Genomic DNA, 23,436 nt, shown 5'->3' with positions numbered 1-23,436 from the left:
TCTTCCCCTACCGCCGGTTACGCTTCGACCGGAGCAGCATTCTTGCCGCCCTGCTTTTCAAGAACCGCCTCCGTTATCGAATTCGGAATGCGCTTTGGTGTCTCGACAATGCCAAGCACCGGCATGGCCACGAGGAAGAACAGGAAGTAGAACAGCGTCGCGAACTGCGAAATCAGCACGAAATTGCCTTCCGCCGGCTGCGATCCGAGCCAGCCGAGCAGAACGGCATCGGCAACGAACAGCCAGAAGAACAGCTTGTACCAGGGACGATAGACCGCCGAGCGGATCTTGGAGGTATCGAGCCAGGGCAGGAAGAACAGCACGATGATCGCGCCGAACATGGTCAGGACGCCGCCGAGCTTGGAGTCGATCGGGCCGATGTTGAAGGTGATCGAGCGCAGCATCGCATAGAAGGGCAGGAAGTACCATTCCGGAACGATGTGGGCCGGCGTCTTCAGCGGATTGGCCGGAATGTAATTGTCAGCATGGCCGAGGAAGTTCGGCAGATAGAAGACGAAATAGGCGAAGACCAGCAGGAAGATGGAGACGCCAAGCGCATCCTTCAGCGTCGCATAGGGCGTAAAGGGCACGGTATCGGTCTTCAGCTTGACTTCGACGCCGGTCGGGTTCGTCTGACCGGTCACATGCAGCGCCCAGATGTGCAGGATGACGACACCCGCGATCATGAAGGGCAGCAGGTAATGCAGCGAGAAGAAACGGTTGAGCGTCGGATCGTCGACGGCGAAACCGCCAAGCAGGAAGGTCTGAATCCAGTCGCCCACCCATGGGAAGGCCGAGAAGAAGCCGGTGATGACGGTGGCGCCCCAGAAGGACATCTGGCCCCAGGGCAGAACATAGCCCATGAAAGCAGTCGCCATCATCAGGAGATAGATCACCACGCCCAGGATCCAGAGGATTTCGCGTGGCGCCTTGTAGGAGCCGTAGTAGAGACCGCGGGCGATGTGGAGATAGACCGCCACGAAGAAGAAGGACGCGCCGTTGGCATGCATGTAACGCAGCAGCCAGCCGTGATTGACGTCACGGACGATCTTTTCGACCGAGTTGAAGGCGATAGTCGTATCCGCTGCGTAATGCATGGCGAGAACGACGCCGGTCAGGATCTGCAGAAGCAGCATGACAGCCAGCATGGCGCCGAACGTATAGGCATAGTTCAGGTTGCGCGGGACCGGATAGGCGATGAAACTGTCATAGACCATGCGCGGCAGAGGCAGCCGCGCGTCGATCCATTTTTCGAGCCCCGTGGACGGCTCGTAAGACGAATGACCACTCATGATTCAGCTCCCCCTCAACCGATCTTGATTTTCTTTTCTGATGAAAACGCATATTGCGGAATGAGAAGGTTCATCGGCGCCGGCCCCTTGCGGATGCGACCGGCGGTGTCATAGACCGAACCGTGGCAGGGACAGAACCACCCGCCATATTCCCCCGCCTGACCGAGCGGCACGCAGCCCAGATGCGTGCAGGTGCCGATCATGACGATCCAGTTCTCCTTGCCGTCGCCGGCAGAGCGCGCGACGTCGGTTGCCTGTGCATCCGGCGGCAGGTTGGCGTTGCGGGCGACCGGGTCCTTCAGCTCGGCAACCTGCGCGCCCTTGGCGTCATCGATTTCCTTCTGGGTGCGGTTGCGGATGAAAACCGGCTTGCCGCGCCATTTCACCGTCATCGACATGCCGGGCTCCAGGCTGGTCACGTCGACTTCGATGGAAGCGAGAGCGAGTGTCGAGGCATCCGGCCGCATCTGGTCGATGAACGGCCATGCGACGGCAACGGCGCCCACTGCGCCAGCCATGCCCGTCGTCAGATAAAGGAAATCTCGGCGAGTTGGCTCGCCCGTGGTTTCACCTGTCGTAGTATGCTCGCTCAATGCCGGACCATCCTCTTCCGCAAAATCCGCAGCTAGGCGCTGCGGTCCCCTCACCAACGGCGAATCAACGCGACCACAATTCCGCCATAGATTCCTCCGTATCCCGCCGCGTTCTAAGCTTGATCGCAAATTATGTCCAGTCTTGGCAAGGGGTGGAGGCACAATGTCGCGGGAAAAGCGCGCTATTTGGCCGCATCCGTCGAGGTTAAAATCCGCCTCGTCAGGAAAATCGACGTAAGAGCATGAAAAACCGTAAGATTCTTATAATAAAATTTCACATTGCAAAGCAAAATAGACAATGAATTCAATGCTGCATTGCAACAAAATCCATGATACGCCCAGTTCGGATCTATGCGGCGGGCGGCTTTCCTCGCCGCCGGCCCATGCAGGTCCCATGATGATATTGCCCACCACCTCCGGCGCTCTCCCCTTGCGCCGAGCCGCATTTTAGCAAGGCCTAAGGATACGATTTATGAGGCAGACGATCTATTGCGTCTTGTGCGTGCTCATCACGCTTCTGCTAGGCACGCTGGCGGCGCGCTATGTCATGGATCTCTGGCTGCTCGCCTTCTTCGAAAGCCTCCAGACGCACTTCGGTCTTCTCGCCATCGCGCTTGCCCTGCTGGCACTCCTCTTCCGCCGGCATTGGTATGCCGCTCTCCTGCTTGTTTTCGGCATCGGGCTCACGGTTCATTCGGTGCTGATGCTGCGGGAATATGCCGCCGACGCGCCCGCGGTCGCCAATGCGGACAAGAGCGTCAGGCTGCTTTCCTTCAACATCGAGAACAGCAATTTCGAAAACGGCGCCCGCATCGCCGACTTCATCATCAGCTCGAAAGCCGATGTCGTGGAGATTTTCGAGGCCGAACCGATAAAGACGGAGCTGCAGCGTATCGGCAATACCTATCCCTACCGCATCGGCTGCGGCATCATGACCGACGGCTGCGACTCCCTGCTGCTGTCGAAGCGGCCCTTCCGGACGCAGGAGATACGCAGTCTCGGCAGTCTCTGGAGCAATCGTTTCATCCTGGCGACCATCGACATGGACGGCCAGCCGGTGGCCTTTGCCTCCGCCCATCTCAGCAAGCCCTATTTCGACGAATTCCACGCCATCGAACTGAATATCCTCGGTTCGATCCTGAAAGATGTGCAAGAACCGTTGATCCTTGCCGGCGACTTCAACGCCGCGGTCATCGCGCCCGACATGCGGCAGTTTCTCGACGATACCGAACTGAGGCACACATTCCCCGAACCTGCCACATGGCCGGTCGAAGCCGGCGCCTATGGCATCGCCATCGATCATGTTTTCGCGCGCGCCCCGCTCCGGCTCACCTCCGTCCGGCAGATACCGGATGCCATGGGATCGAACCATTTCGGCCTGATGACCGAGTTCAGCATTTCAAAATAGGATCTTGATTTCGCTCGGGCTTAGCCGAGCGGTGCAATCTGATCATTCCGCGTCGGCCGCGATGAAGCCGCCGGACTGGCGGGCCCAGAGTTCGGAATAGAGGCCGCCCCGGGCCAGCAGCTCGTCATGTGTGCCGTCCTCGATGATCCTGCCCTTGTCGACGACGATCAGCCGGTCGAGCTTGGCGATGGTCGACAGGCGATGCGCGATGGCAAGCACAGTCTTGCCCTCCATCAGGGTTTCGAGATTGGACTGCAGCGCCGCTTCGACCTCCGAATCCAGCGCCGAAGTAGCCTCGTCGAGCACCAGGATTGGCGCGTCCTTCAGCATGACTCGGGCGATCGCGACGCGCTGGCGCTGGCCGCCGGAAAGCTTGACGCCGCGCTCGCCGACATGGGCGGCATAGGCCTTGCGTCCCTTCTGGTCTTCCAGGCTTGAGATGAAGGCGTCCGCCTCCGCCCGGCGCGTCGCCTGCAGCAATTGCGCTTCGCTCGCATCGGCGCGGCCGAAGAGGATATTGTCGCGGATCGACCGGTTGAGCAGCGCCGTATCCTGCGTCACCATGCCAATCCCCGCCCGCAGGGACTCCTGCCGGACCGCAGCGATATCCTGCCCGTCGATCAGGATGCGGCCGCCCTCCAGATCGTAGAAACGCAAGAGCAGATTGACCAATGTCGTCTTGCCGGCCCCGGACCGGCCGACGATGCCGACCTTTTCGCCGGCATGGATCGTCAGCGAGAAATCATCGATGACGCCGCTGCCGCGGCCATAGTGGAAATTCACATGCTCGAAGCGGATGTCCGGCCGGACAATGCGCAGGTCCTTGGCGCCGGGACGATCCACGAGGCCGATCGGCTCGGAGACCATTTCAGCGGAGTTCTGGATCGTGCCCAGATTGCGCATGATGGCATTGAACTGCGCCATCATGCGCCCGAAGAGCATGTTGAGCCGCAGCACCATGCTGAGCGTGAAGGCGACGCCGCCGGTCGAAATCTGGCCGGCGAACCACAAATGGATGGCAAGGGCCGCGATCGTTGTGATCATCACGCCCGACAGCAGCGCCAACGACGAACGAACGCCGGTCAGAAGCCGCGTGAACGGCATGACCGCGGCCTGGAAACGATCGAAGCCGTTGCGGATATAGGCGTCGTTCTGTTCTTCGCGCCCAAAGAGTTTCAGGGTCTGGATATTGGCATAGGCATCGACCATGCGGCCATTCAGCATCGACGACGCTTCGGCGGCATTGCGGGCGTGACGGCGGATTCGTGGCACGAAATAGCGGGCGAGCAGCGAGAAGACGCCGATCCAGACCGCGATCACCAGCGCAAGCCGCCAATCGAGCCCACCGACCAGCGCGATGGTCGAAGCCGCATAGATGATGATGAACCAGACCACCTGCAGCAGCGACACCACGAGATCGCCCGTCGCCTGCCCCGCCGACCAGACCTTGGTGACGATGCGGCCGGAAAAATCATTATGGAAGAAACTCACCGACTGGCGGGAGACATGAAGATAGGCCTGCCAGCGCACGAGATTGAGGAAACCCGGCACGACCACCTGCTCCTCGACCAGCGCGCCCAGACTGACCACCAGAAACCGCACCACCAGCACCACGAAGACCATGCCAAGCAACGCGCCGCCATGGCCCGCAAGCAATCCGCTCCAGCCCTCGCCTGGACTAACCTTGTCGAGGATATCGACGAGATGGCCGACGAACCAGAACAGCGCCGCCTCCAGCATCGCCACGGCACCGCCGAGCGCCGCCATCGCCAGAAACGGCCCCTTCGCCTGCCCGACATAATACCAGATGAAAGCCCCGAGCGACCGCGGCGGACGGAGATCGCCGCTGCGGTAATAGGGATCAATCCAGGTTTCGAACAGTCGGAAGACGGAACGGATCAGCATCTGAGCGATATAGGGAATTTCCAAAGCTGCGCAAAGTAACGACGGCTCGCGGAAAAGGTTATATTTTCGTTAGGTTTCACTGCTTGCACTCGTATTTCCGGACATCGCAAAAATACAATCGATCCTAATCAAAAAGATTAGAAGCGATAGATATCTATGCAAAACTCATCACACCCATTAGCATGCGACGAGAAACAGGATGCGATGGAAATGAGCAACAAGACGGCTGACACGAAGGTTCTTACCGCGCATGTTCCCTTGTCGTTGGCGGAAAAAATCGACCAGATGGCGGCCCGGCTCGAGCGCTCGCGTGGATGGATCGTGAAGCAGGCGCTAAACAATTGGGTGGAGTTGCAGGAAGAACGCTACAGGCTGACGCTTGAGGCGTTATCCGACGTCGATGCCGGGAATGTCGTTGACCATCAAGTCATCGAGAATTGGGTGCGCGGACTGGGCGAACCGGAAGACGAGGCGCGACACCGCTGATGGAAATCAAGTGGACCGCAAAAGCGCAGTCCGATCTGATCCGTGTCCACGACTTCCTGACATCGGTCAATAAAGCGGCAGCGATAAGAACCGTGCAAACACTTTCCGCTGCTCCGCTGCAGCTGCTTCAATATCCGCGCGTCGGCGAAAGGCTCGAGGAGTTCGAGCCTCGTGACGTAAGGCGCATCATCGTGGGCGCTTATGAAATGCGCTACGAAGTTGCGGGCTCGACTGTTTTCATCCTGCGCATATGGCATGGACGGGAAGATCGGTAGAATAGAGATTGGGGCGCCGCAGCGCCCCAATCGTCCAATCCATTACTCCGCCGCCGCCTCGGCCTCGTCATGATCGGCCAGGAAGCCACCGGACTGGCGGTTCCAGAGATCGGCATAGATGCCGCCGTCGTGGATCAGCGCCTGATGGGTGCCTTCCTCGATGATGTGGCCCTTGTCGAGGACGATCAGGCGGTCCATCTCGGTCAGCGTCGACAGGCGGTGGGCAATCGCGATCACCGTCTTGCCCTGCATCAGCGCGAACAGGTTCTCCTGGATCGCCGCTTCCACTTCGGAATCGAGCGCCGAGGTCGCCTCGTCCAGCACCAGGATCGGCGCGTCCTTCAGGAAGACGCGGGCGATCGCGATGCGCTGGCGCTGGCCACCCGAGAGCTTGACGCCGCGCTCGCCGACCTGGGCATCGAGCCCCCTGCGGCCCTGCATGTCGACAAGCCCCTCGATGAAGTCCCAGGCATTGGCGCGCTTGGCGGCCTGGATCACCTCTTCGTCGCTTGCCTCCGGACGGCCATAGGCGATGTTGTCGCGGATCGAGCGATGCAGCAGCGAAGTATCCTGCGTCACCACGCCGACCAGCGAACGCAGGCTGTCCTGCGTCACCGTGGAAATATCCTGGCCGTCGATGGTGATCCGCCCGCTTTCGAGATCGTAGAACCGAAGCAGCAGGTTCATCAGCGTCGTCTTGCCGGCGCCGGAGCGGCCGACAAGGCCGACCTTTTCGCCGGCACGGATATCGAAGGTCAGGTTGTCGATGACGCCCTTGGCCTTGCCATAATGGAAGCGAACATGATCGAACCGGATCGCGCCCTGCTTGACAGCGATTGCCGCCGCCGCCGGCGTATCCACGATGTCATGCGGCTTCGTCATCATGTCCATGCCGTCATAGACCGTGCCGATATTCTCGAACAGAGCCGAGACTTCCCACATAATCCATTGCGACATGCCGTTGACACGCATGGCAAGGCCGATGGCGATGGCGATGGCGCCAACCGAGATCGAGCCGTTGAGCCAGAACCAGATCGACATCGCCGAGACGATGAACAGCGCCGCGCAATTGTTGATGTAGACCGAGGCGTGGAACATCGTCACCTTGCGCATCTGCTTGTGCACGGTGTCGAGGAAGTCCTGCATGCCTGCCTTGGCATAGGTCTCCTCACGGCCGGCATGCGAAAACAGCTTCACGGTGGCGATATTGGTGTAGCTGTCGACCACGCGGCCGGTCATGGTCGAGCGCGCGTCCGCCTGCTGCGCGGCGATCTTGCGCAGCACCGGCACGAAGTAGGAGACGATGCCGATATAGATGGCGAGCCACAGCAGGATCGGCAGCATCAGCCGCCAGTCGGCGGCCGCGATCACCAGGATCATCGACAGGAAATAGGTCACGACATAGACGAAGACGTCGAGGATCTTCATCACTGTTTCGCGCACGGCGAGCGAGGTCTGCATCACCTTGGTGGCGACGCGGCCGGCGAACTCGTTGGCGAAGAAGGTCATGCTGTGGCGCAGCAGGAAGCGGTGCATCTGCCAGCGCGCGATCATCGGATAGTTGCCGAGCAGCACCTGATGCATGATGAAACTGTCGAGCACGGCCGCCAGCGGCAGGCCGACCAGCACCATGGCCCCCATCCAGAACAGCTTGTGCCATTCTGTCTGCAGAAAGGTCGCCTTGTCGGCCTTCGTCAGCCAGTCGACGATATCGCCGAGGAACTGGAACAGCGCCACTTCGCCGATCGCGATCAGCATCGTCAGGATGCTCATGGCGATCAGCCAGGGCGCGGCCGGCTTGGTGTAATGCCAGCAAAAGGCAAAAAGACCCCGTGGCGGAACGTCCGGCTCATGGCTCGGAAATGGATTTAGTCGGCGTTCGAACCAGCTAAACATTGAAATGCTCCAGAGACTCGACCCTTCGACCATCCACTGCGCCCAAGGATCGCGGACTCATATGGTGGCTGGGTGATAAAACAACGAGGCCATGCCGGCCGCGCGATGACTTAAAGAAGGGGGGTACTTGCGAATACGCGCCTTGTAGCGCTCTTCAAATCCGTGGATTCACGGCCCGGAGGCGCATCATTACAAACAAGATATCCATCTGAGCCTCCTTCTTTCGCAAGTTGTAGAGCGCTTGCCTTTTAGCGCGCCTTTTGTCGTTTGGAAAGCAAAATATGCCGCAAAAATGGGCTAAATCCTTCAATTTTGCTGATGGGCGTCATCACAAAAACCGGGGCACTCGGCGAATAGCCGAAGACAAATCGAGGCAATTTCGCTAGTGGCAGATCATGACTTCGCTGCGCATCGCCCTCTATCAGCCGGATATCCCCGGCAATACCGGTACCATTCTCCGGCTCGCCGCCTGCCTCGGCCTTGGCGTCGATATTATCGAGCCGGCCGGGTTCGACATTTCCGACCGCAATCTCAAACGCGCCGGCATGGATTATCTCGCCGCCGTTGCTCTGACCCGCCACGTCAATTGGGAGCATTTCGAAGCCTGGCGGGCGACAAGCGGGCGCCGGCTGGTGCTTGCCTCCACGAAGGCGGCCGGCCACTACACCGATTTCGCCTTCCAGAATAATGACATCCTGCTCTTCGGCCGCGAGAGCGCCGGCGTGCCCGACCATGTGCACGAGACGGCCGACAGCCGTATTCTCATCCCGATGGTCGAGGGCCAGCGCTCCATCAATCTGGCCATGTCCGCCGCGATGATATCGGGCGAAGCCCTGCGGCAGACGCAATGGACCTAATGTCGCGCCCCGCCCGAGCGCCGTCTCGGTGAATTGCCGTTGGCACGCTGGATAAAGTGTGAGAAGCTTTCCATCGGAATGCTCTAACTTACGGCAACCCTGGCGAGGTGACCCATGTTCCAGACGGCATTCACCCTCACCGTGACTCAGTTCGCACGCAGCCTCAGCCTTCCCGAACGGCTGCAGCATTCGCCCGCGCGCAATCTCGCGCTCGAAGCGTTGCGCCAGCGTAATACGGCGCTTGATGCCCTGTTCTACGACGTCAAGGTCATCACGCCGGAGGAAGCCATCTATATCAGCGATTCCCTTTCCGCCGAGGGGTCCATCATGATCGTGCCGCCGAGCGGCGGTGGGGCGGTGGTTCTGTGCGAGACGCCGGAGGAATTCATCCTGCGTGGCGGCCGGGATGTAACCGCCCTTGCGGTCGCCGGCATCGGCGGCTCGGCCCTCGGCGCGGCAGCCTTCGCCCGCAATGTCGCGGACGCTATCGCCGCTCCGGTCGCCGTCGTCGTTTCCGGTTACGGCCTTGCCGATATCATCACGGAGAGCCTCGGCGGGCATTTCTTCTTCGGCCATCTCAAGGGGTTGCGCCCCATCCTTGAAATGCTGGATGATTTTGCCGGGCGGCCGAAAGTCGGCGCTGCCGACGCAACCGCGTCCCGCACGAGCCTCGACACGCGCACGGTACGCGCCCTTCTTGCCGATCCCCGCCTCTCCTTTCGCCTGCTTGCCGGCCACTCCAAGGGCAATCTGGTCCTGGCAGCCGCACTTCACGACCTCTGCGGGCACGACGCGCAGCGAGCCGCGACGCTGGCGGAAAGGATGAAGATCGTCACGATCGGCACCCGCATCGCCATGCCGCCGATCTTTACCGACGTCGTCGACATCATCGGCGAATGGGACTGGTTCGGCGAATTGAACTCCCGGTCGTATCTCTCACCCGATCGGCGGGTCGCGCATGCCTGGCATCATACCAATACCGAGCTGACCGGCCACCTGCCCGTCACCGCCACGCTGCGGGAAATCCTTACGACGGCGCCGGTCGGCGAGGAGGCTCGAACAGCACCCACGCTGCATGTCGCAACAAGGACAGACACTCCTCCCGCCGAAGCCGCCGGTCCCTCGCCTGCCGGAACGCCAGCGCGACGGCCGGCAACCATCGAAAAGGTCAAGAAAGCCTTCTCCGACAATAGCTTGCCCAAGCCTTCCCCTAGAGACGGCACCCCCTCTGCGGCCGTACAGCCGCCAGAGCAGCCCTGAAACCGGGCACTGCGCAAATATTGACCAGATATGTCGCTGATGGTGTTGGACTGCGAGCGCTGAAAGCGTATAATTCTTAGCCGGCAACCAAAAGAGCCGCGATTCCCTACGCGGAACAGACGCTGAAACCCATGCCTTTTCAGTGGCTTCCGCTGAGCTTCCGATCATCATCGACAACATGACGGCATGAGAAAGACATAAAAAGACGAAATGGAATCCACCGTCGTCATGATCAATCTGTTCGGGGCCGTGGCTTTGTTGCTGTTTGGCCTTGCGCAGGTCAAGGATGGTGTATCGCGCGCCTTCGGCGCCCGGCTGCGGACCGGCCTTGCCAGCGGCACGCGCGGCAGTCTCCGCTCCTTCGTCTCCGGCTTCGTGGCGACCGTCGCCCTGCAAAGCTCGACCGCGACCGCGCTGATGATCGCCTCCTTCGTCGAGCGCGATCTCGTCCTGCCGAGCATGGCGCAAATCGTGCTGCTCGGGGCCAATGTCGGTACCGCAGTCACGGCCTGGATCGTCGCGACCGGCATCGAATGGCTGTCGCCGCTGATCATCCTGATCGGCATCGTACTCTATCGCCGCTCGTCCACCACCAAGCAGGGGGCCGGCACCGCATTGATCGGCATTGGCCTGATGCTGCTCTCGCTGCAGCTTCTGAGCCTTGCCACCGCGCCGATGCGGCAATCGCCGGCGCTCGGCGCCTTCATCGGCCTGCTCGACGGCGCTTTGCCGGTGGCGCTGATCTTTTCGGCGGTGCTTGCCTTCGTCTCGTCGTCGAGCCTCGCCATGGTGGTGCTGATCCTCTCGCTCGCCTCGACCGGCATCCTGTCCCCCGCCCTGACCGTTGCCCTCGTTCTAGGCGCCAATCTCGGCGGCGCCATTCCGCCCGTCATGGCCACGCTGTCCGGCCCGGCCACGGCCCGGCGGGTCACGCTCGGCAACCTGATCGTCCGCACCATCGGCTGCCTGCTCGTCCTGCCCTTCGCGAGCTATATCGGTGCATGGATGCAGGCTCTGCATTTTTCGCCGGCCAAACTGCCGGTCGACGTGCACCTGCTGTTCAACATCGCCCTCGCCATCTGCGCCTGGCCCTTCTCCACCACCCTGTCGAAGATGATGCGTCGGATCGTTCCCAACGATCCGCAGACCGACGACGGGCCGAAATACCTCGATCACAATGCGCTGAGCACGCCGGTCGTGGCGCTAGCCAGCGCGACGCGCGAGGTTCTGGGCGTCGGCGACCTCATCGAGCGCATGCTGATCCGCACGGAAAATGCCTTCAACAACAATGACCTGGCACCGCTGAAGGAAATCGCGGTTCTGGAAAAGCGTGTCGATCGTATCCAGCAGGAAGTGAAGATCTATCTGTCGAAACTCGGGCGCGAAGGACTGGATGACGAGAATGGCCGTCGGTCGATCGTCATCATCGACTATGCCATCAACCTCGAGCATATCGGCGACATCATCGAAAAGGGCCTGGCCGAGCAGGTGGCAAAGAAGATCGGCAAGGGCCTGACCTTCTCGGACGACGGCTATCGGGAGCTGGAAAGCCTCTTCAAGCTGACGGTCGACAATCTGCGCATCGCCCAGACCATCTTCGTCACCCGCGACTTTAATCTCGCCCGCCAGCTCATGGAAGTGAAGGTCGATGTCCGCCGGCTGGAAAAGCAGTCCTCCGAGCGACACCTCGAGCGCCTGCGCGACGGCCGCGTCGACAGCCTGCAGACCAGCTCGCTGCATCTCGACATGCTGCGCGACCTGAAGCGTATCAACGCGCACATCGTGTCCGTCGCGCATCCGATCCTGGATGAAAGCGGATTGCTGATCGAAAGCCGGCTGCGCAATACGCAATAGCTGCGTCGCACCGGCGGCAATGGAGTGCAATTCCTGTTCCGCGCTCAATCCGCCGATGGCAGGCGCCGCATGGTGAATTCGATGCGGTCGCCCTCGACCAGTCGCCAGCTTTCGACTTCCGTCCAATAGGCCGCCTTCGGAAAGGCATCGAACCATTCGCGCGCCTTGGCGCGCGCTTCCGGACGGCTGAGGCAAAAGGTTTCGCGAACGAACTCACTCTTTCTGCCGGCGGGATTTTCCTCCCGGTGCCGGGAAATTCTACGTCTCAACCCATCGAGGGGCGGCGGTCCTGGTATTTTCATCATGAAACCTCGCCTTTGGACGGAAGATAGTACTGCATTGAACAATTTGCGAGTCGATTCTCCAGCCGCGGCTGCGTGCTGGTTCCGCCATGATGTTGCTGATATTCAAAACAAGAATCGAATCGCGGGCCTCTGATCGCCCGTCCTGTCGGAGAGCGCATATGGAACGACCGAACCTTCCCAAGGGACTGCCCGAGGACATCGAAGACAAGAAGGAAGCGGCGCGCGGCTGGTTCGAAAGCCTGCGCGATGTGCTCTGCGCCGAGTTCGAACAGCTGGAAAATGAACTTGCCGGCCCCCTCTCCGATCAGGAACCGGGCCGCTTCGTCGCCAAGGACTGGCTGCGGGAAAAGGGCGAAGGCGGCGGCGGCCGCATGTCGATGATGGAAGGCCGCGTCTTCGAGAAGGTCGGCATCCACACCTCCACCGTCCATGGCGAATTCTCGCCCGATTTCCGCAGTCAAATTCCCGGTGCCGACGAAGATCCCCGCTTCTGGGCTTCCGGTCTGTCGCTGATCGCCCACCCGGTCAATCCGAACGTGCCGACCGTACACATGAACACCCGCATGGTGGTGACGACGAGCCAATGGTTCGGCGGCGGCTGCGACCTGACGCCGGTGCTCAATCGCCGACGCACCCAGGAGGATACGGACAGCGTCCTCTTCCACCGCGCCATGCAGATCGTCTGCGAGCGCCACAAGGTCGCGGACTACCCGCGCTACAAGGCCTGGTGCGACGACTATTTCTACCTGAAGCACCGCAACGAGCCGCGCGGCATCGGCGGTATCTTCTTCGACTGGCTGCATTCCGACGAGGAAGCCGGCGGCTGGGACGCCGATTTCGCCTTCACCCGCGATGTCGGACGGGCATTTTCCATGGTTTATCCCCGGATCGTGCGCTCGAACTTCAACGAGACATGGACCGAAGAGGATCGTGACGAACAATTGATCCGCCGAGGACGCTACGTGGAATTCAATTTGCTGTATGATCGGGGTACGATCTTCGGGCTCAAGACCGGCGGCAATGTCGAGTCCATTCTGTCGTCCCTGCCCCCGGTCGTGCGTTGGCCGTAGAATGGCGTCGATAATGGTAGTAGCATGAAAAGACGGAGGAAATACCAGGGTTAGGTAATGCTCGTTTCAATCGGAGGAGGTTGTAATGGCAGTACAGAATCAAGCGGTCGAAACCACCAATGACCGGCCGCTGTCGCGGACGGTCGATACACCGGATTTTATCGTCCGGCTGGCCGAGGACCTGCGGCTGAAAAGCGGCTCGGATCTGCCCCTCTCCTGCTTCGTCCAGCAGGTCAGGATGAAACTCTCCGGCATGTCGCCGGGCGATGTCGCCCGGATGACCACGGAACGGCCGACAAGGCAGACACCGCTCCCGACAAATCAAACTTCGGATTGCTTCAGGGCCTGGGCCATGCCGGACTGAGCGGCAGAAAGCGGTTCGGCAGGGCAAAAGCCTTGCCGGGCACGCGAAACCATTGCGCATCTTTTGCGTTTTGATCCACATGCCGTTCATGGCATCCGGCATGGATGGGACGTCCAAATATCAGGAGGCAGATATGCGACTGTTCGAATGTGGAACGCTTGTGCCTGGCTGCGACTGGCACACCCGTGCAAACGACGACGCCGAGGTGGTTCGTCGCGCCGTCGAGCATATGCGTACCGCGCATGGCGAGACGGTCATCCGTGAAAACATGGTCGACAACATCAAGGCTCGCATTCGCGACGAAGCGAACGCCGCCTGACCCGCCTTCATCGCAGCCGGGCTAAATCAGCTCCTTGAGCCGGGCAAGCAGCGCTGCCCGGTCCATGCTGAAATTGCCGTCGAGCCATTGTTGCTCGAGCTTGCCAAGGATTTCGCCTACCTTGGGACCTGCGGCAACGCCGGCAGCCAGCGCATCCGCGCCGGTGATCGGAAACACCGGCTTCTTCCAGTGGACCGCCCGCTCCAACAGCTTGCCGATCCGGGCGGCGCGCGCCATCTCCTCGAAATCGCCCTCCGCCTTGCCGCGTGCGACGGCAAGCGCCAGCTTCAACCGGGCGATAACGCCCGGACTGTCATAGCGATACAGCAGCCGGTCGAAGGGCGCATCGGACATATCGTCCTTGATCCCGGGCGCATTCGCCCAGGCTTGCAGATAGGCCGCCTCCACCTTCGACAGTCGCAGGCGCTCGGCGAGTTTTGCCAGCCTTGCGGCATCCGGCGGCACGATGGCCGCAAGCCGCAGCATCGGATCGGGCGCCCAGCCGAGCGCCTGTTCCGTTGAGATCAGCGCCGGAATGGCGTCGATGCCCCATTTTTCCGTTTCCGGCAGCACCTCGGTCAGAATTCCGACCTGCCGCATCCAGAGTAGCGCCCGGCCGGGATCCTTGGCCGAAAGCAGTTTCTTCATCTCCGACCAGACGCGCTCGGCCGAAAGCGTCGCGATCTTCGAGCGCGCGGCCGCGCAGGCGCGCAGCCCGCCGGCATCCGGCCGGCCGCTGCCGTAATGGGCAAAGAAACGGAAGAACCGCAGAATACGCAGGTAATCCTCGGCAATCCGCGTCGCCGCATCACCGATGAAGCGGATATTGCGAACCTCCAGATCGGCAAGCCCGCCGACCATATCCACCACCTCGCCATCGTCCCTGGCGTAAAGCGCGTTGACCGTGAGATCGCGCCGCTCGGCATCGGCCTGCCAGTCATCGCTGAAGGCGACCTGCGCATGGCGGCCATCCGTCTCGACGTCGCGCCGCAATGTCGTGATCTCGAAGGGTTTTCCCTCGACCACCAGAGTCACCGTTCCATGCGCGATCCCCGTCGGCACCGCCTTGATCCCGGCGGCGGCAGCCCTTTCGACGACCGCCTGCGGCAGCAGCGTCGTGGCGATATCGATATCGGCGACAGGCAATCCCATCAGGCTGTTGCGCACCGCACCGCCGACGACACGACCCTCGCCGCCATCCGCATTCAGGAGGGAGAGAACGCGCCGCAGGGCCTCGTCCTTGAACCAGCTTTCACCGGCAACGGAGGTCATGAATAGAGCCTTTCATATACTGTGCGGACGATGCCGGCGGTAATGCCCCAGATCATGCGCGATCCGTAGGGAACACGGTAGAAACGCCGCTGGATTCCCTGCCATACCATGCTGTCGGTGACGTGATGCTCCGGGTTCATCAGGAAGGAGAGCGGCACTTCGAAGGCGTCCTCCACCTCGGTCGGGTTAAGCGCCAGCTCGAAACCCGGCTTGACCACCGCAAGGATCGGCGTGATGCGGAAACCGGTCGCCGCGAGGTAATGCGGCAAGCGCGCCACCGGCTCGATGAAGATATTTGCCAGCCCGATCTCTTCGCCCGCCTCGCGCATGGCCGCCATTTCCGGCGAAGCGTCTTCCGGATCGATGGTGCCGCCGGGAAAGGCGATCTGACCGGAATGCTTGCGCAAGGTCGAGGTACGCAGCGTGAAGATGACCTTGGCGTCGTCGCCATCGTCCACCACCGGCACCAGTACCGCCGCATCGCGCAGCGACTGGCCTTCCACCTGCAGGATGGTTTCCGGATTGAGGACATGATCGCCATGGTCGCGCCAGGCGAGCTCGACCGGGCTGCCGCTCTGATTGAGCGCGCGGCGCCGAAATTCATCGGCGGAATAAAGGGGGAATTCGCTCATCGCGTCAGGGCATCCAGTTCGGCGACCGGCATGACCGGGAAGATCGTGCCGCCGGAGCGCACGCAGAACATCTCGTGTCCGGCGATCGTCACCGGCTCGCCAAGCTCGACGAGATCGTACATCACGGCGCGCGTCACCAGCGCTTCCAGCCGGCCGCGGACATGCAGATAGGGTTTCAGCTCGTCATTGTCGCCGCGGATGACGAAGCGGATCGGATGCTCCTTACCGGCCTCCACGACATCGCCGACATTGGTGCGGAACGTCAGCACCCTTTTGCCGTCCCGTTCCGTCACGCTCATCTCGACGGCGACGAAAGGCGCGTCGACGACCCGGATGCCGACCTTTTCCACAGGCGTGACGAGATAGGTCTTTTCGTCGTCATCCTTACGCAGGACGGTGGAGAACAGCCGCACCAGCGGCGCGCGCCCGATCGGTGTTCCCAGGTAGAACCATGTGCCGTCGGCCCTGATTTCCATGTCGATATCGCCGCAGAACGGAGGATTCCAGCGTTCCACGGGCGGCAGGCCCTTCTTGCCGCCGCCGCTGTCGCCGGCGGCGCGGGAAATCAGCGCAGCCAGGCTTGCCGCGTCGCCGGTCGTCCTGATCTCTTCGCTTGCCATTCTTCCGTCCCGGTTTGCTCTTAGTCCTGAATAGAGCCGTTTCTCACGAGATAGTCATTCGAAACGTGCTTGTCAGCCGTCTTCATGGCGATAAGTTGTACTGGGTATGGGGCAAATGTGTAAGGTCTGCGATTCGCGCGTACTGTTTTTCGGCCATTGGAGACGCAAATGGGCATGATCAAATCGACTGAAACGAGCCTCGACGACCAGGCCATCATCGCATCCGCCGAGCAGGCGTTGAGCGATATCGCCGCCATTCGCCAAGAGGTTTCGAAGGTCATTTTCGGCCAGGAAAGCGTTGTGGAAAATACGCTGCTGGCGGTGCTGGCCGGCGGCCATGCGCTGCTCGTGGGCGTCCCGGGCCTCGCCAAGACCAAGCTCGTCACCACGCTCGGCGCCGTCCTCGGCCTCGGCTCCAGCCGCGTCCAGTTCACGCCGGACCTGATGCCTTCGGATATTCTCGGCTCCGAAGTCATGGACCAGGATGAAAGCGGCCGCCGCTCCTTCCGCTTCGTCAAAGGCCCGGTCTTCGCGCAGCTTCTGATGGCCGACGAAATCAACCGCGCCTCGCCGCGCACGCAATCGGCGCTGCTGCAGTCGATGCAGGAATATCACGTCACCATCGCCGGCCAGCGCTACGACCTGCCGGCGCCGTTCCATGTCCTGGCGACCCAGAATCCGCTGGAGCAGGAAGGCACCTATCCGCTGCCGGAAGCCCAGCTCGACCGTTTCCTGCTGCAGGTCGACGTCGACTATCCGGAGCTTGCCGACGAGCGCCGAATCCTGCTCGAAACCACCGGCCTCAGCGAAGCGACGCCGCAGGCCGTCATCGATGCCGAGCGCCTGATGGAAATCCAGAGGCTGATCCGCCAGATGCCCGTCAGCGACGGCGTCGTCGATGCCATCCTGTCGCTGGTGCGCTCCGCCCGTCCCGGCCAGGGCAATGCCTCGACCGACAAGCATGTGGCCTGGGGTCCCGGTCCGCGCGCCGGCCAGGCGATGATGCTCTGCGCCCGCGCCCGCGCGCTCTATGAAGGCCGGCTTGCGCCGTCGCTCGACGATGTGCACGCACTGGCCGAGCCGGTGCTGCAGCACCGCATGGCGCTGACCTTTTCCGCCCGCGCCGAAGGCATGTCGGTACGGGACGTGATCGCAGGACTGATCAAGCAATCGGCAACGTAACGCGGATTTCGAGGAGAGTATAAGCGCGTGGCATCCATCGGACAGATCGTCAGCCCGACTTCAGGCAATGATGCCCTCTCCCGCGCTCGCAGCCGTGCCGCTCTCGTGCCGGATTGCCTTGTCGAGGCCAAGCGCATCGCCAATACCGTCATTGCCGGCTGGCACGGCCGGCGCAAGCGCGGCATCGGCGAGAATTTCTGGCAGTTCCGTCCCTATACCGAAGGCGAAAGCCTGTCGCGCATCGACTGGCGCCGCTCGGCCCGCGACGACCACACCTATATCCGCGACCATGAATGGGAAGCCGCCCACACGATCTGGCTCTGGGCCGACATGTCGCCGTCGATGATGTACAAATCGACCTATGGCCATGTGTCCAAGGAGAGCCGCGCGCTGGTATTGATGCTGGCGCTGGCCGAAATCCTCGCGCGCTCCGGCGAGCGCATCGGCTGCCCCGGCATCATGGAACCGGTGTCCACCCGCAATGCCGCCGAGCGGCTCGCGGCGGCGCTGATGCATACGCCGCTGGAAGGCGGCTTGCCGCAGACCTCGATGATCCGCGGCTGGAGCGATATCGTCCTGATCGGCGATTTCCTCGACAACGCCGACAGCGTCATGGGCAGGATCGGGCCGCTTGCCCGGCGCGGATTGCGCGGCCATGTGGTCGAGATCGCCGATCCGGCCGAGGAAATCTTCCCCTATAATGGCCGAACCGAATTCACCGACCCTGAGACCGGCTCGAAACTGATGGCCGGCCGTGCCGAAAACCTGCGCGACGATTATCAGCGCGCCTATCTCGCCCGCCGCGACAATCTCGGCCAATCGCTGCGGCATCTCGGCTGGACCTTCGTCAGCCACCGCACCGACCGCCTGGCGTCGGAAGCGCTGGTGGCGGTGCACATGTATCTCTCCGGCATGCCCGCAAGGGTGGCCTCGGGAGGGCAGCCATGAGCGGCCTCTCCTTCGCTTTCGCCTCGCCCGCCATCCTCGGCGCCCTGATCCTGCTGCCGGCGATCTGGTGGCTGTTGCGCCTGACGCCGCCGCAGCCGAAGGCGGAGGTCTTTCCGCCGCTGCGCATCCTCGCCGCGATCCTGAAGCGCGAGGAAACGCCGGCGCGCAGCCCCTGGTGGCTGACACTGCTGAGGATGGCGCTCGCCACCCTCGTCATCCTCGCCATCGCCAATCCAATGGTCAATCCGCGCAGCAACACGCTGTCGAGCGGCGGCCCGCTGGTGCTCATCATCGACAATAGCTGGGCCAGCGCCTCCGACTGGGAGCGCCGCGTACAAACCGCCGACGCGCTGATCGACGATGCCGATGCCAAGGGCCTCCCGGTCTCGATCGCCTTTACCGCCGAGCAGAGCAACGATGCGACGCCGGGTGCGGCGACCGCCGCCCGCGACAGGCTGCATGCGATCAATCCGAGGCCGCTGGTCCCCGACCGCGCGCGTGCCGTCCAGACCGTCAAGGCCGCCCTCAGCGGCACCGAGCCCGGCACCGTCGCCTTCCTGTCCGACGGTGTCGCAAGCAGCGACAAGGATGATGTCGTCAGCCAGCTCGCCGCCCTGCGGCCCAACGATTTGCGTCTGATCGAAGGCGACGGCGACAATGTGGTCGCAATCACCGGCGCCACCAACGCCGCCAATGACATGACGGTTACGGCAACGCGACTGAACGGCACCACCCCGATGCGGCTGGGGCTGACCGCGCAGGACAATCAGGGACGGCCGATCGCGGCGGGCTCCCTGAACTTCGCCGGCGGCCAGACGGTGGCGACCGGCTCGATCGCGGCACCCTTCGAGATGCGCAACGATTTCGCCCGTATCAGCATCGACCGGCAAGCCAGCGCCGGCAGCGTGCACCTGCTCGATGACGGCTTCAAGCGCCGCCGCGTGGCGCTCTTGTCCGGGCAGGCGGCCGACGAATTCCAACCGATCCTGTCGCCGCTTTATTACATCCAGCGCGCCCTGCAGCCCTATGCCGACCTGATCCAGCCGAACAGCGCCGATCTCGCCAAATCGATCCCCGAGCTGCTGGCCGGCAATCCCTCCGTCATCATCATGGCCGATGTCGGCCGCCTGCCGCAGGAAAGCTATGCGCCGCTGCAGCAATGGCTTCAGAACGGCGGCACGCTGATCCGCTTCGCCGGGCCGCGCCTCGCCGCCGCGCCGACCGACGACCCGCTTGTGCCGGTGACCCTGCGTCAGGGGGAACGCACCTTCGGCGGCGCGCTCTCCTGGGCCGAGCCGCAGCCGCTCGCCGATTTCCCCGCCTTCGGCCCCTTCGCCGGCATGCCGAAGCCGACCAACGTGCTCGTCAAACGCCAGGTGCTTGCCGAACCGACGCCGGATCTGGCGGAACGCACCTGGGCAAGCCTTGCGGATGGTACGCCGCTGGTGACGGAAAAGCAGATGCAGGCCGGCCGTGTCGTGCTGTTCCATGTCAGTGCCGAGCCGCAATGGTCCGACCTGCCGATCTCAGGCGATTTCGTCGAGATGCTGCGCCGTATCGTGCAGCTCTCACGCTCCGGCGGGGTGACCTCCGGGGAGAATGCGCCGAAGACCCGCGAGGCGCTGCCGCCGTTCCGGCTCCTGACCGCCAAGGGCGCGCTGACCAGCGAAACTGGCAATGCCCGCCCGCTCGATACGGGCAGCAAGGGCGCGATCACCGCCAATTTTGACAATCCCCCCGGCCTCTACGGTGCCGAGGAAGGTTTCGTGGCGCTCAACATATTGCCCGATGGCACCGAGCTGAAGCCGTTGAGCGCCTCCGGAGCGGACCTTTCGGTCACCCGCGAGGGCCTCATCGGCGGCGAGGCCTGGTCGGCCAAGCCGATCCTCTTCACCCTCGCCTTCCTGGTCCTGTTGGCCGACAGCCTGATCGTGCTGGTCATGAACGGCGCCTTCCCGCGCCTGCGCAGATCGGCGAAGACGGCGGCCAGCGGCGCGGCGGTGCTGCTGCTGGCGATCGCCGTTGCCGCCTTCCTGCATCCGGCAAACTCCTGGGCGGACGATTCCAAGCCGGGTGACGACACCATCTATTCGCGGCTCGACAAGACGCATCTCGCCTATGTCGTGACCGGTGAATCCGAGGTCGATCGTCTTTCCGAGCGCGGTCTCGCGGGTCTTTCCGACTTCCTCACCTATCGCACGACGCTGGAGCCGGGCGCGCCCGTCGGGCTCGATCCCGCCAAAGATGATCTCGCCTTCTATCCCATCATCTACTGGCCGATTTCCGCCACCGCGCCCATGCCGTCGAACGATGCGATCAACCGCATCGACGCCTATATGCGCAACGGCGGCACTGTGCTGTTCGACACGCGCGACGCCATCGACACGATGGGCGACAACACCACGCCAAGCCCCAACGGCCAGCGCCTGCAGGCGATCCTCGCCAATCTCGATATACCGGCGCTGGAACCTGTACCGAAGGGCCATGTGCTGACGAAATCCTTCTATCTGCTATCGAGCTTTCCCGGCCGCTATGCCGACAGTCCGCTCTGGATCGAGGCGCGTCAGGACACGCGCGGCGACGGCAATGCCGTTGCCTCCGCCGATGGCGTGACGCCGATCATGATCACCGGCAATGATTTTGCCGGTGCCTGGGCGATCGACGAAAACGGCGCACCGCTGCTGCCGACCGTGCCGCCCGACGAGGCACAGCGCGAATATGCCTACCGCAGCGGCGTCAACATCATGATGTATATGCTGACCGGCAACTATAAATCCGACCAGGTGCATATCTCGGACATTCTGGAACGGTTGGGGCAATAGGATGAATATCGGTTTCGCCCCCTTCCTGCCCTGGCCCGTTCTCGCCGCACTTGCAGTGCTGACGCTTGCCATTGCGGCGCTGGCGATCTTCCGGCGCATGCGCGGCGGCTGGATACGCATGGCCGCAGCCTTCGCCCTCCTGGCAGCGCTCGCCAATCCCGTGCTGATGCAGGAGGACCGCGACCAGCTGTCGACCATCGTTCCCGTCATCGTCGATCGCAGCCTGAGCCAGCAGACGCCCGAGCGCATCAAGATGACCGACGAGGCCCTGGAGGAGTTGAAGGATCGTCTGGCGCAGTTCCCCCGCATCGAGCCGCGTATCGTCGAGGTGCGCGAACCGGCCGAATCCGAGTCTCCCTCGACACGGCTTTTTGCCGCCCTCTCCTCGGCGATCGCCGATGTCCCGCCCGCCCGCGTCGGCGGTGCGATCTTCCTGACCGACGGCCAGATCCACGATATTCCCGGCGTCAACCAGGCGCTCGGCTTCGACGCGCCGATCCACGGGCTGATCACCGGCAAGCCGGACGAGTTCGACCGGCGTATCGAGGTGGCGCGCGCGCCGCGCTTCGGCATCGTCAATGACGAGCAACAGCTCGTGCTGCGCGTCGTGGATGACGGCAAGAGCCCCGGCGGCACAGCGGCCGTCACCGTCAAGATGAATGGCGACGAGATCGCCACGCTGCAGGCCACACCCGGCCAGGACACGCCCTTCAGCTTCAAGGTGCCGCGCGCCGGCAACAACGTGCTCGAATTCGCCGTTGCCGAAGTGCCCGGCGAGGTCACCCCCGTCAACAACCGCACCGTCCAGCTGATCGAAGGGATCCGCCAGAACATGCGCGTGCTGCTGGTCTCCGGCGAGCCGCATGCCGGTGAGCGCGCCTGGCGCAACCTGCTGAAATCGGACGCCTCCGTCGACCTCGTGCACTTCACCATCCTGCGGCCGCCAGACAAGCAGGACGGCACGCCGATCAATGAGTTGTCGCTGATCGCTTTCCCGACACGCGAACTCTTCGTCGACAAGATCAACTCCTTCGACCTGATCATTTTCGATCGCTATCAGGACCGTCCGAACGTCCTGCCGACGATCTATTATGATTACATGGCCCAATATGTCGAAAATGGCGGCGCCCTGCTGGTGGCCGCCGGGCCCGAACACGCGGCCGGCAATTCGATCGCGTTGACGCCGCTTTCGTCGGTGCTGCCGGCCGAGCCGACCGGGCAGATGATCGAGAAACCCTTCTATCCGCGCCTGTCGGATCAGGGCCGCAAGCATCCGGTCACGCGCGGCCTCGACGGATCGGAGACCGAGCCGCCGCATTGGGGCCGCTGGTTCCGCAGCGTCGATGTCGAGAAACCGCGGGGCCAGACGGTGATGGTCGGCGCCGACAACAATCCGCTGCTGGTGCTGAACCGCGTCGGCCAGGGCCGCGTCGCCATGCTGCTCTCCGACGAAGGCTGGCTGTGGGCGCGCGGCTTCGAAGGCGGCGGACCGCACGTATCGCTCTATCGCCGCATCGCCCATTGGCTGCTGAAGGAGCCGGCGCTGGAGGAAGAGGCGCTGACCGCGCGCGCCGCCGGCCGCACCCTGGAAGTGACCCGTCAGACCATCGGCGACGATCCCGGCCCCGCCACCATCCGCTCGCCCTCCGGCAAGACGCAGACCCTGGCATTGCACCAAGCCCAGCCGGGCCTCTATCAGGCCGAGAAACACATGGATGAGATCGGGCTCTATCAGATCAGCAACGGCACTCTCTCGACGCTGGTGCATGTCGGTGCCGTCGACGCGCTCGAATTCAAGGCGATGATCTCGACGACGGAGACGCTGAAGCCACTCGCGGAGAAGACCAAGGGGCTCGTCACGCGCGTCGCCGCTTCGAATGGCGGCGTCACCGTCCCGCCGATCCTGCCGGTGCGCGGCGCCGTGCGTATAGCCGATAATCAGCGCCTGACCATCCGCATGACCGACGAGACCATCTTGAAGGGTATCAACAACCTGCCGCTCTTTGCGGGCTTTGCCGGTCTTGCCGCCCTCCTCTTCGCCTTCTCGGCCATGTGGTGGCGCGAGGGACGGTGAAC

Annotated in this window: 21 protein-coding genes; 13 read left to right on the top strand and 8 right to left on the bottom strand. The window is 62.6% G+C overall.

Annotated features, from left to right (window positions below; genetic code table 11):
* Positions 1-17: 17 nt before the first annotated feature.
* Both FHX11_RS00730 and petA read right to left on the bottom strand, forming a co-directional pair.
* The gene (locus FHX11_RS00730; RefSeq protein WP_184354063.1) at positions 18-1,292 is read right to left on the bottom strand and encodes a cytochrome b N-terminal domain-containing protein; all 1,275 of its coding nucleotides are present in this window, start codon (positions 1,290-1,292) and stop codon (positions 18-20) included.
* 14 nt (positions 1,293-1,306) lie between these two features.
* A complete protein-coding gene (petA, locus tag FHX11_RS00725; protein WP_184354061.1) occupies positions 1,307-1,885 on the bottom strand; it encodes a ubiquinol-cytochrome c reductase iron-sulfur subunit in 579 nt (192 codons plus the stop codon).
* A 472-nt stretch (positions 1,886-2,357) separates the two neighbouring features.
* On the opposite strand from petA, the gene FHX11_RS00720 reads away from it, so the two are divergent.
* The gene (locus tag FHX11_RS00720) at positions 2,358-3,293 is read left to right on the top strand and encodes an endonuclease/exonuclease/phosphatase family protein (RefSeq protein WP_184354059.1); all 936 of its coding nucleotides are present in this window, start codon (positions 2,358-2,360) and stop codon (positions 3,291-3,293) included.
* A 42-nt stretch (positions 3,294-3,335) separates the two neighbouring features.
* On the opposite strand, the gene FHX11_RS00715 is transcribed toward FHX11_RS00720, so the two are convergent.
* Positions 3,336-5,198 (bottom strand): ABC transporter ATP-binding protein, encoded by a 1,863-nt coding sequence (locus FHX11_RS00715; RefSeq protein WP_184354057.1) that lies wholly within the window; start codon positions 5,196-5,198, stop codon positions 3,336-3,338.
* A 210-nt stretch (positions 5,199-5,408) separates the two neighbouring features.
* Between FHX11_RS00715 and FHX11_RS00710 the strand changes: the two genes are divergently transcribed.
* Together FHX11_RS00710 and FHX11_RS00705 are read left to right on the top strand one after the other, a co-directional pair.
* On the top strand, positions 5,409-5,684 hold the full coding sequence (locus FHX11_RS00710; protein ID WP_210292295.1) for a ribbon-helix-helix domain-containing protein: 276 nt from the start codon (positions 5,409-5,411) through the stop codon (positions 5,682-5,684).
* Positions 5,684-5,959: a type II toxin-antitoxin system RelE/ParE family toxin gene (locus FHX11_RS00705; protein ID WP_184354053.1), complete on the top strand. Its 276-nt coding sequence runs from the start codon at positions 5,684-5,686 to the stop codon at positions 5,957-5,959. Before FHX11_RS00710 ends, FHX11_RS00705 begins: the two co-directional genes overlap by 1 nt.
* Positions 5,960-6,001: 42 nt before the next feature.
* Here the strand turns inward: FHX11_RS00705 and FHX11_RS00700 are convergent, their stop codons facing one another.
* The gene (locus FHX11_RS00700; protein ID WP_184354051.1) at positions 6,002-7,855 is read right to left on the bottom strand and encodes an ABC transporter ATP-binding protein; all 1,854 of its coding nucleotides are present in this window, start codon (positions 7,853-7,855) and stop codon (positions 6,002-6,004) included.
* Positions 7,856-8,250: 395 nt separating this feature from the next.
* Here FHX11_RS00700 and FHX11_RS00695 point away from each other — a divergent pair, with 395 nt between their 5' ends.
* From FHX11_RS00695 to FHX11_RS00685, 3 genes are all read left to right on the top strand, one after another.
* Entirely contained in the window at positions 8,251-8,712 is a 462-nt protein-coding gene (locus FHX11_RS00695; protein WP_184354049.1) for a tRNA (cytidine(34)-2'-O)-methyltransferase, read from the top strand.
* Between the two features lie 114 nt (positions 8,713-8,826).
* Complete coding sequence (locus FHX11_RS00690; RefSeq protein ID WP_184354047.1) at positions 8,827-9,972, top strand: hypothetical protein; 1,146 nt, start codon at positions 8,827-8,829, stop codon at positions 9,970-9,972.
* Positions 9,973-10,182: 210 nt separating this feature from the next.
* Entirely contained in the window at positions 10,183-11,826 is a 1,644-nt protein-coding gene (locus FHX11_RS00685) for a Na/Pi cotransporter family protein (protein ID WP_184354045.1), read from the top strand.
* Between the two features lie 44 nt (positions 11,827-11,870).
* Here the strand turns inward: FHX11_RS00685 and FHX11_RS00680 are convergent, their stop codons facing one another.
* Entirely contained in the window at positions 11,871-12,131 is a 261-nt protein-coding gene (locus FHX11_RS00680) for a hypothetical protein (protein ID WP_184354043.1), read from the bottom strand.
* Between the two features lie 158 nt (positions 12,132-12,289).
* On the opposite strand from FHX11_RS00680, the gene hemF reads away from it, so the two are divergent.
* The 3 genes from hemF (at position 12,290) to FHX11_RS00665 (ending at position 13,884) form a co-directional block, all read left to right on the top strand.
* Positions 12,290-13,201, top strand: a complete 912-nt coding sequence (hemF, locus tag FHX11_RS00675) for an oxygen-dependent coproporphyrinogen oxidase (protein ID WP_184354041.1) — start codon at positions 12,290-12,292, stop codon at positions 13,199-13,201.
* An 85-nt stretch (positions 13,202-13,286) separates the two neighbouring features.
* On the top strand, positions 13,287-13,565 hold the full coding sequence (locus tag FHX11_RS00670; RefSeq protein WP_184354039.1) for a hypothetical protein: 279 nt from the start codon (positions 13,287-13,289) through the stop codon (positions 13,563-13,565).
* 133 nt (positions 13,566-13,698) lie between these two features.
* On the top strand, positions 13,699-13,884 hold the full coding sequence (locus FHX11_RS00665; RefSeq protein ID WP_184354037.1) for a DUF1059 domain-containing protein: 186 nt from the start codon (positions 13,699-13,701) through the stop codon (positions 13,882-13,884).
* 21 nt (positions 13,885-13,905) lie between these two features.
* On the opposite strand, the gene FHX11_RS00660 is transcribed toward FHX11_RS00665, so the two are convergent.
* The 3 genes from FHX11_RS00660 to FHX11_RS00650 are packed head-to-tail and all read right to left on the bottom strand — an operon-like array spanning position 13,906 to position 16,408.
* Entirely contained in the window at positions 13,906-15,156 is a 1,251-nt protein-coding gene (locus tag FHX11_RS00660) for a CCA tRNA nucleotidyltransferase (protein ID WP_184354035.1), read from the bottom strand.
* Complete coding sequence (locus FHX11_RS00655) at positions 15,153-15,788, bottom strand: CoA pyrophosphatase (RefSeq protein WP_184354033.1); 636 nt, start codon at positions 15,786-15,788, stop codon at positions 15,153-15,155. The genes FHX11_RS00660 and FHX11_RS00655 overlap by 4 nt, the downstream gene beginning before the upstream one ends.
* Positions 15,785-16,408, bottom strand: a complete 624-nt coding sequence (locus FHX11_RS00650) for a DUF1285 domain-containing protein (protein WP_184354031.1) — start codon at positions 16,406-16,408, stop codon at positions 15,785-15,787. Before FHX11_RS00650 ends, FHX11_RS00655 begins: the two co-directional genes overlap by 4 nt.
* 168 nt (positions 16,409-16,576) lie before the next feature.
* On the opposite strand from FHX11_RS00650, the gene FHX11_RS00645 reads away from it, so the two are divergent.
* From FHX11_RS00645 to FHX11_RS00630, 4 genes are read left to right on the top strand one after another with little or no spacing between them, the layout of a single operon-like run.
* Positions 16,577-17,590: a MoxR family ATPase gene (locus tag FHX11_RS00645; RefSeq protein WP_184354028.1), complete on the top strand. Its 1,014-nt coding sequence runs from the start codon at positions 16,577-16,579 to the stop codon at positions 17,588-17,590.
* Between the two features lie 27 nt (positions 17,591-17,617).
* Complete coding sequence (locus FHX11_RS00640; RefSeq protein ID WP_184354026.1) at positions 17,618-18,538, top strand: DUF58 domain-containing protein; 921 nt, start codon at positions 17,618-17,620, stop codon at positions 18,536-18,538.
* Positions 18,535-21,360: a DUF4159 domain-containing protein gene (locus tag FHX11_RS00635; protein WP_184354024.1), complete on the top strand. Its 2,826-nt coding sequence runs from the start codon at positions 18,535-18,537 to the stop codon at positions 21,358-21,360. Before FHX11_RS00640 ends, FHX11_RS00635 begins: the two co-directional genes overlap by 4 nt.
* A gap of 1 nt (position 21,361) precedes the next feature.
* Positions 21,362-23,434, top strand: a complete 2,073-nt coding sequence (locus FHX11_RS00630) for a hypothetical protein (RefSeq protein ID WP_184354021.1) — start codon at positions 21,362-21,364, stop codon at positions 23,432-23,434.
* Positions 23,435-23,436 lie beyond the last annotated feature (2 nt).

Origin of the sequence: Rhizobium sp. BK602, assembly GCF_014195095.1 — a bacterium.
In the GTDB taxonomy this organism is placed as follows: Bacteria; Pseudomonadota; Alphaproteobacteria; order Rhizobiales; family Rhizobiaceae; genus Rhizobium.
This window is presented reverse-complemented; position numbering and strand designations above follow the sequence as displayed.

What these genes read in the sequence shown, in the direction of transcription:
- FHX11_RS00730 (WP_184354063.1), bottom strand. Translation starts at nt 1,292, where the DNA reads ATGAGTGGTCATTCGTCTTACGAGCCGTCCACGGGGCTCGAAAAATGG.
- FHX11_RS00720 (WP_184354059.1), top strand. Translation starts at nt 2,358, where the DNA reads ATGAGGCAGACGATCTATTGCGTCTTGTGCGTGCTCATCACGCTTCTG.
- FHX11_RS00715 (WP_184354057.1), bottom strand. Translation starts at nt 5,198, where the DNA reads ATGCTGATCCGTTCCGTCTTCCGACTGTTCGAAACCTGGATTGATCCC.
- FHX11_RS00710 (WP_210292295.1), top strand. Translation starts at nt 5,409, where the DNA reads ATGAGCAACAAGACGGCTGACACGAAGGTTCTTACCGCGCATGTTCCC.
- FHX11_RS00705 (WP_184354053.1), top strand. Translation starts at nt 5,684, where the DNA reads ATGGAAATCAAGTGGACCGCAAAAGCGCAGTCCGATCTGATCCGTGTC.
- FHX11_RS00700 (WP_184354051.1), bottom strand. Translation starts at nt 7,855, where the DNA reads ATGTTTAGCTGGTTCGAACGCCGACTAAATCCATTTCCGAGCCATGAG.
- FHX11_RS00695 (WP_184354049.1), top strand. Translation starts at nt 8,251, where the DNA reads ATGACTTCGCTGCGCATCGCCCTCTATCAGCCGGATATCCCCGGCAAT.
- FHX11_RS00690 (WP_184354047.1), top strand. Translation starts at nt 8,827, where the DNA reads ATGTTCCAGACGGCATTCACCCTCACCGTGACTCAGTTCGCACGCAGC.
- FHX11_RS00685 (WP_184354045.1), top strand. Translation starts at nt 10,183, where the DNA reads ATGGAATCCACCGTCGTCATGATCAATCTGTTCGGGGCCGTGGCTTTG.
- FHX11_RS00680 (WP_184354043.1), bottom strand. Translation starts at nt 12,131, where the DNA reads ATGATGAAAATACCAGGACCGCCGCCCCTCGATGGGTTGAGACGTAGA.
- hemF (WP_184354041.1), top strand. Translation starts at nt 12,290, where the DNA reads ATGGAACGACCGAACCTTCCCAAGGGACTGCCCGAGGACATCGAAGAC.
- FHX11_RS00670 (WP_184354039.1), top strand. Translation starts at nt 13,287, where the DNA reads ATGGCAGTACAGAATCAAGCGGTCGAAACCACCAATGACCGGCCGCTG.
- FHX11_RS00665 (WP_184354037.1), top strand. Translation starts at nt 13,699, where the DNA reads ATGCGACTGTTCGAATGTGGAACGCTTGTGCCTGGCTGCGACTGGCAC.
- FHX11_RS00660 (WP_184354035.1), bottom strand. Translation starts at nt 15,156, where the DNA reads ATGACCTCCGTTGCCGGTGAAAGCTGGTTCAAGGACGAGGCCCTGCGG.
- FHX11_RS00655 (WP_184354033.1), bottom strand. Translation starts at nt 15,788, where the DNA reads ATGAGCGAATTCCCCCTTTATTCCGCCGATGAATTTCGGCGCCGCGCG.
- FHX11_RS00650 (WP_184354031.1), bottom strand. Translation starts at nt 16,408, where the DNA reads ATGGCAAGCGAAGAGATCAGGACGACCGGCGACGCGGCAAGCCTGGCT.
- FHX11_RS00645 (WP_184354028.1), top strand. Translation starts at nt 16,577, where the DNA reads ATGGGCATGATCAAATCGACTGAAACGAGCCTCGACGACCAGGCCATC.
- FHX11_RS00635 (WP_184354024.1), top strand. Translation starts at nt 18,535, where the DNA reads ATGAGCGGCCTCTCCTTCGCTTTCGCCTCGCCCGCCATCCTCGGCGCC.
- FHX11_RS00630 (WP_184354021.1), top strand. Translation starts at nt 21,362, where the DNA reads ATGAATATCGGTTTCGCCCCCTTCCTGCCCTGGCCCGTTCTCGCCGCA.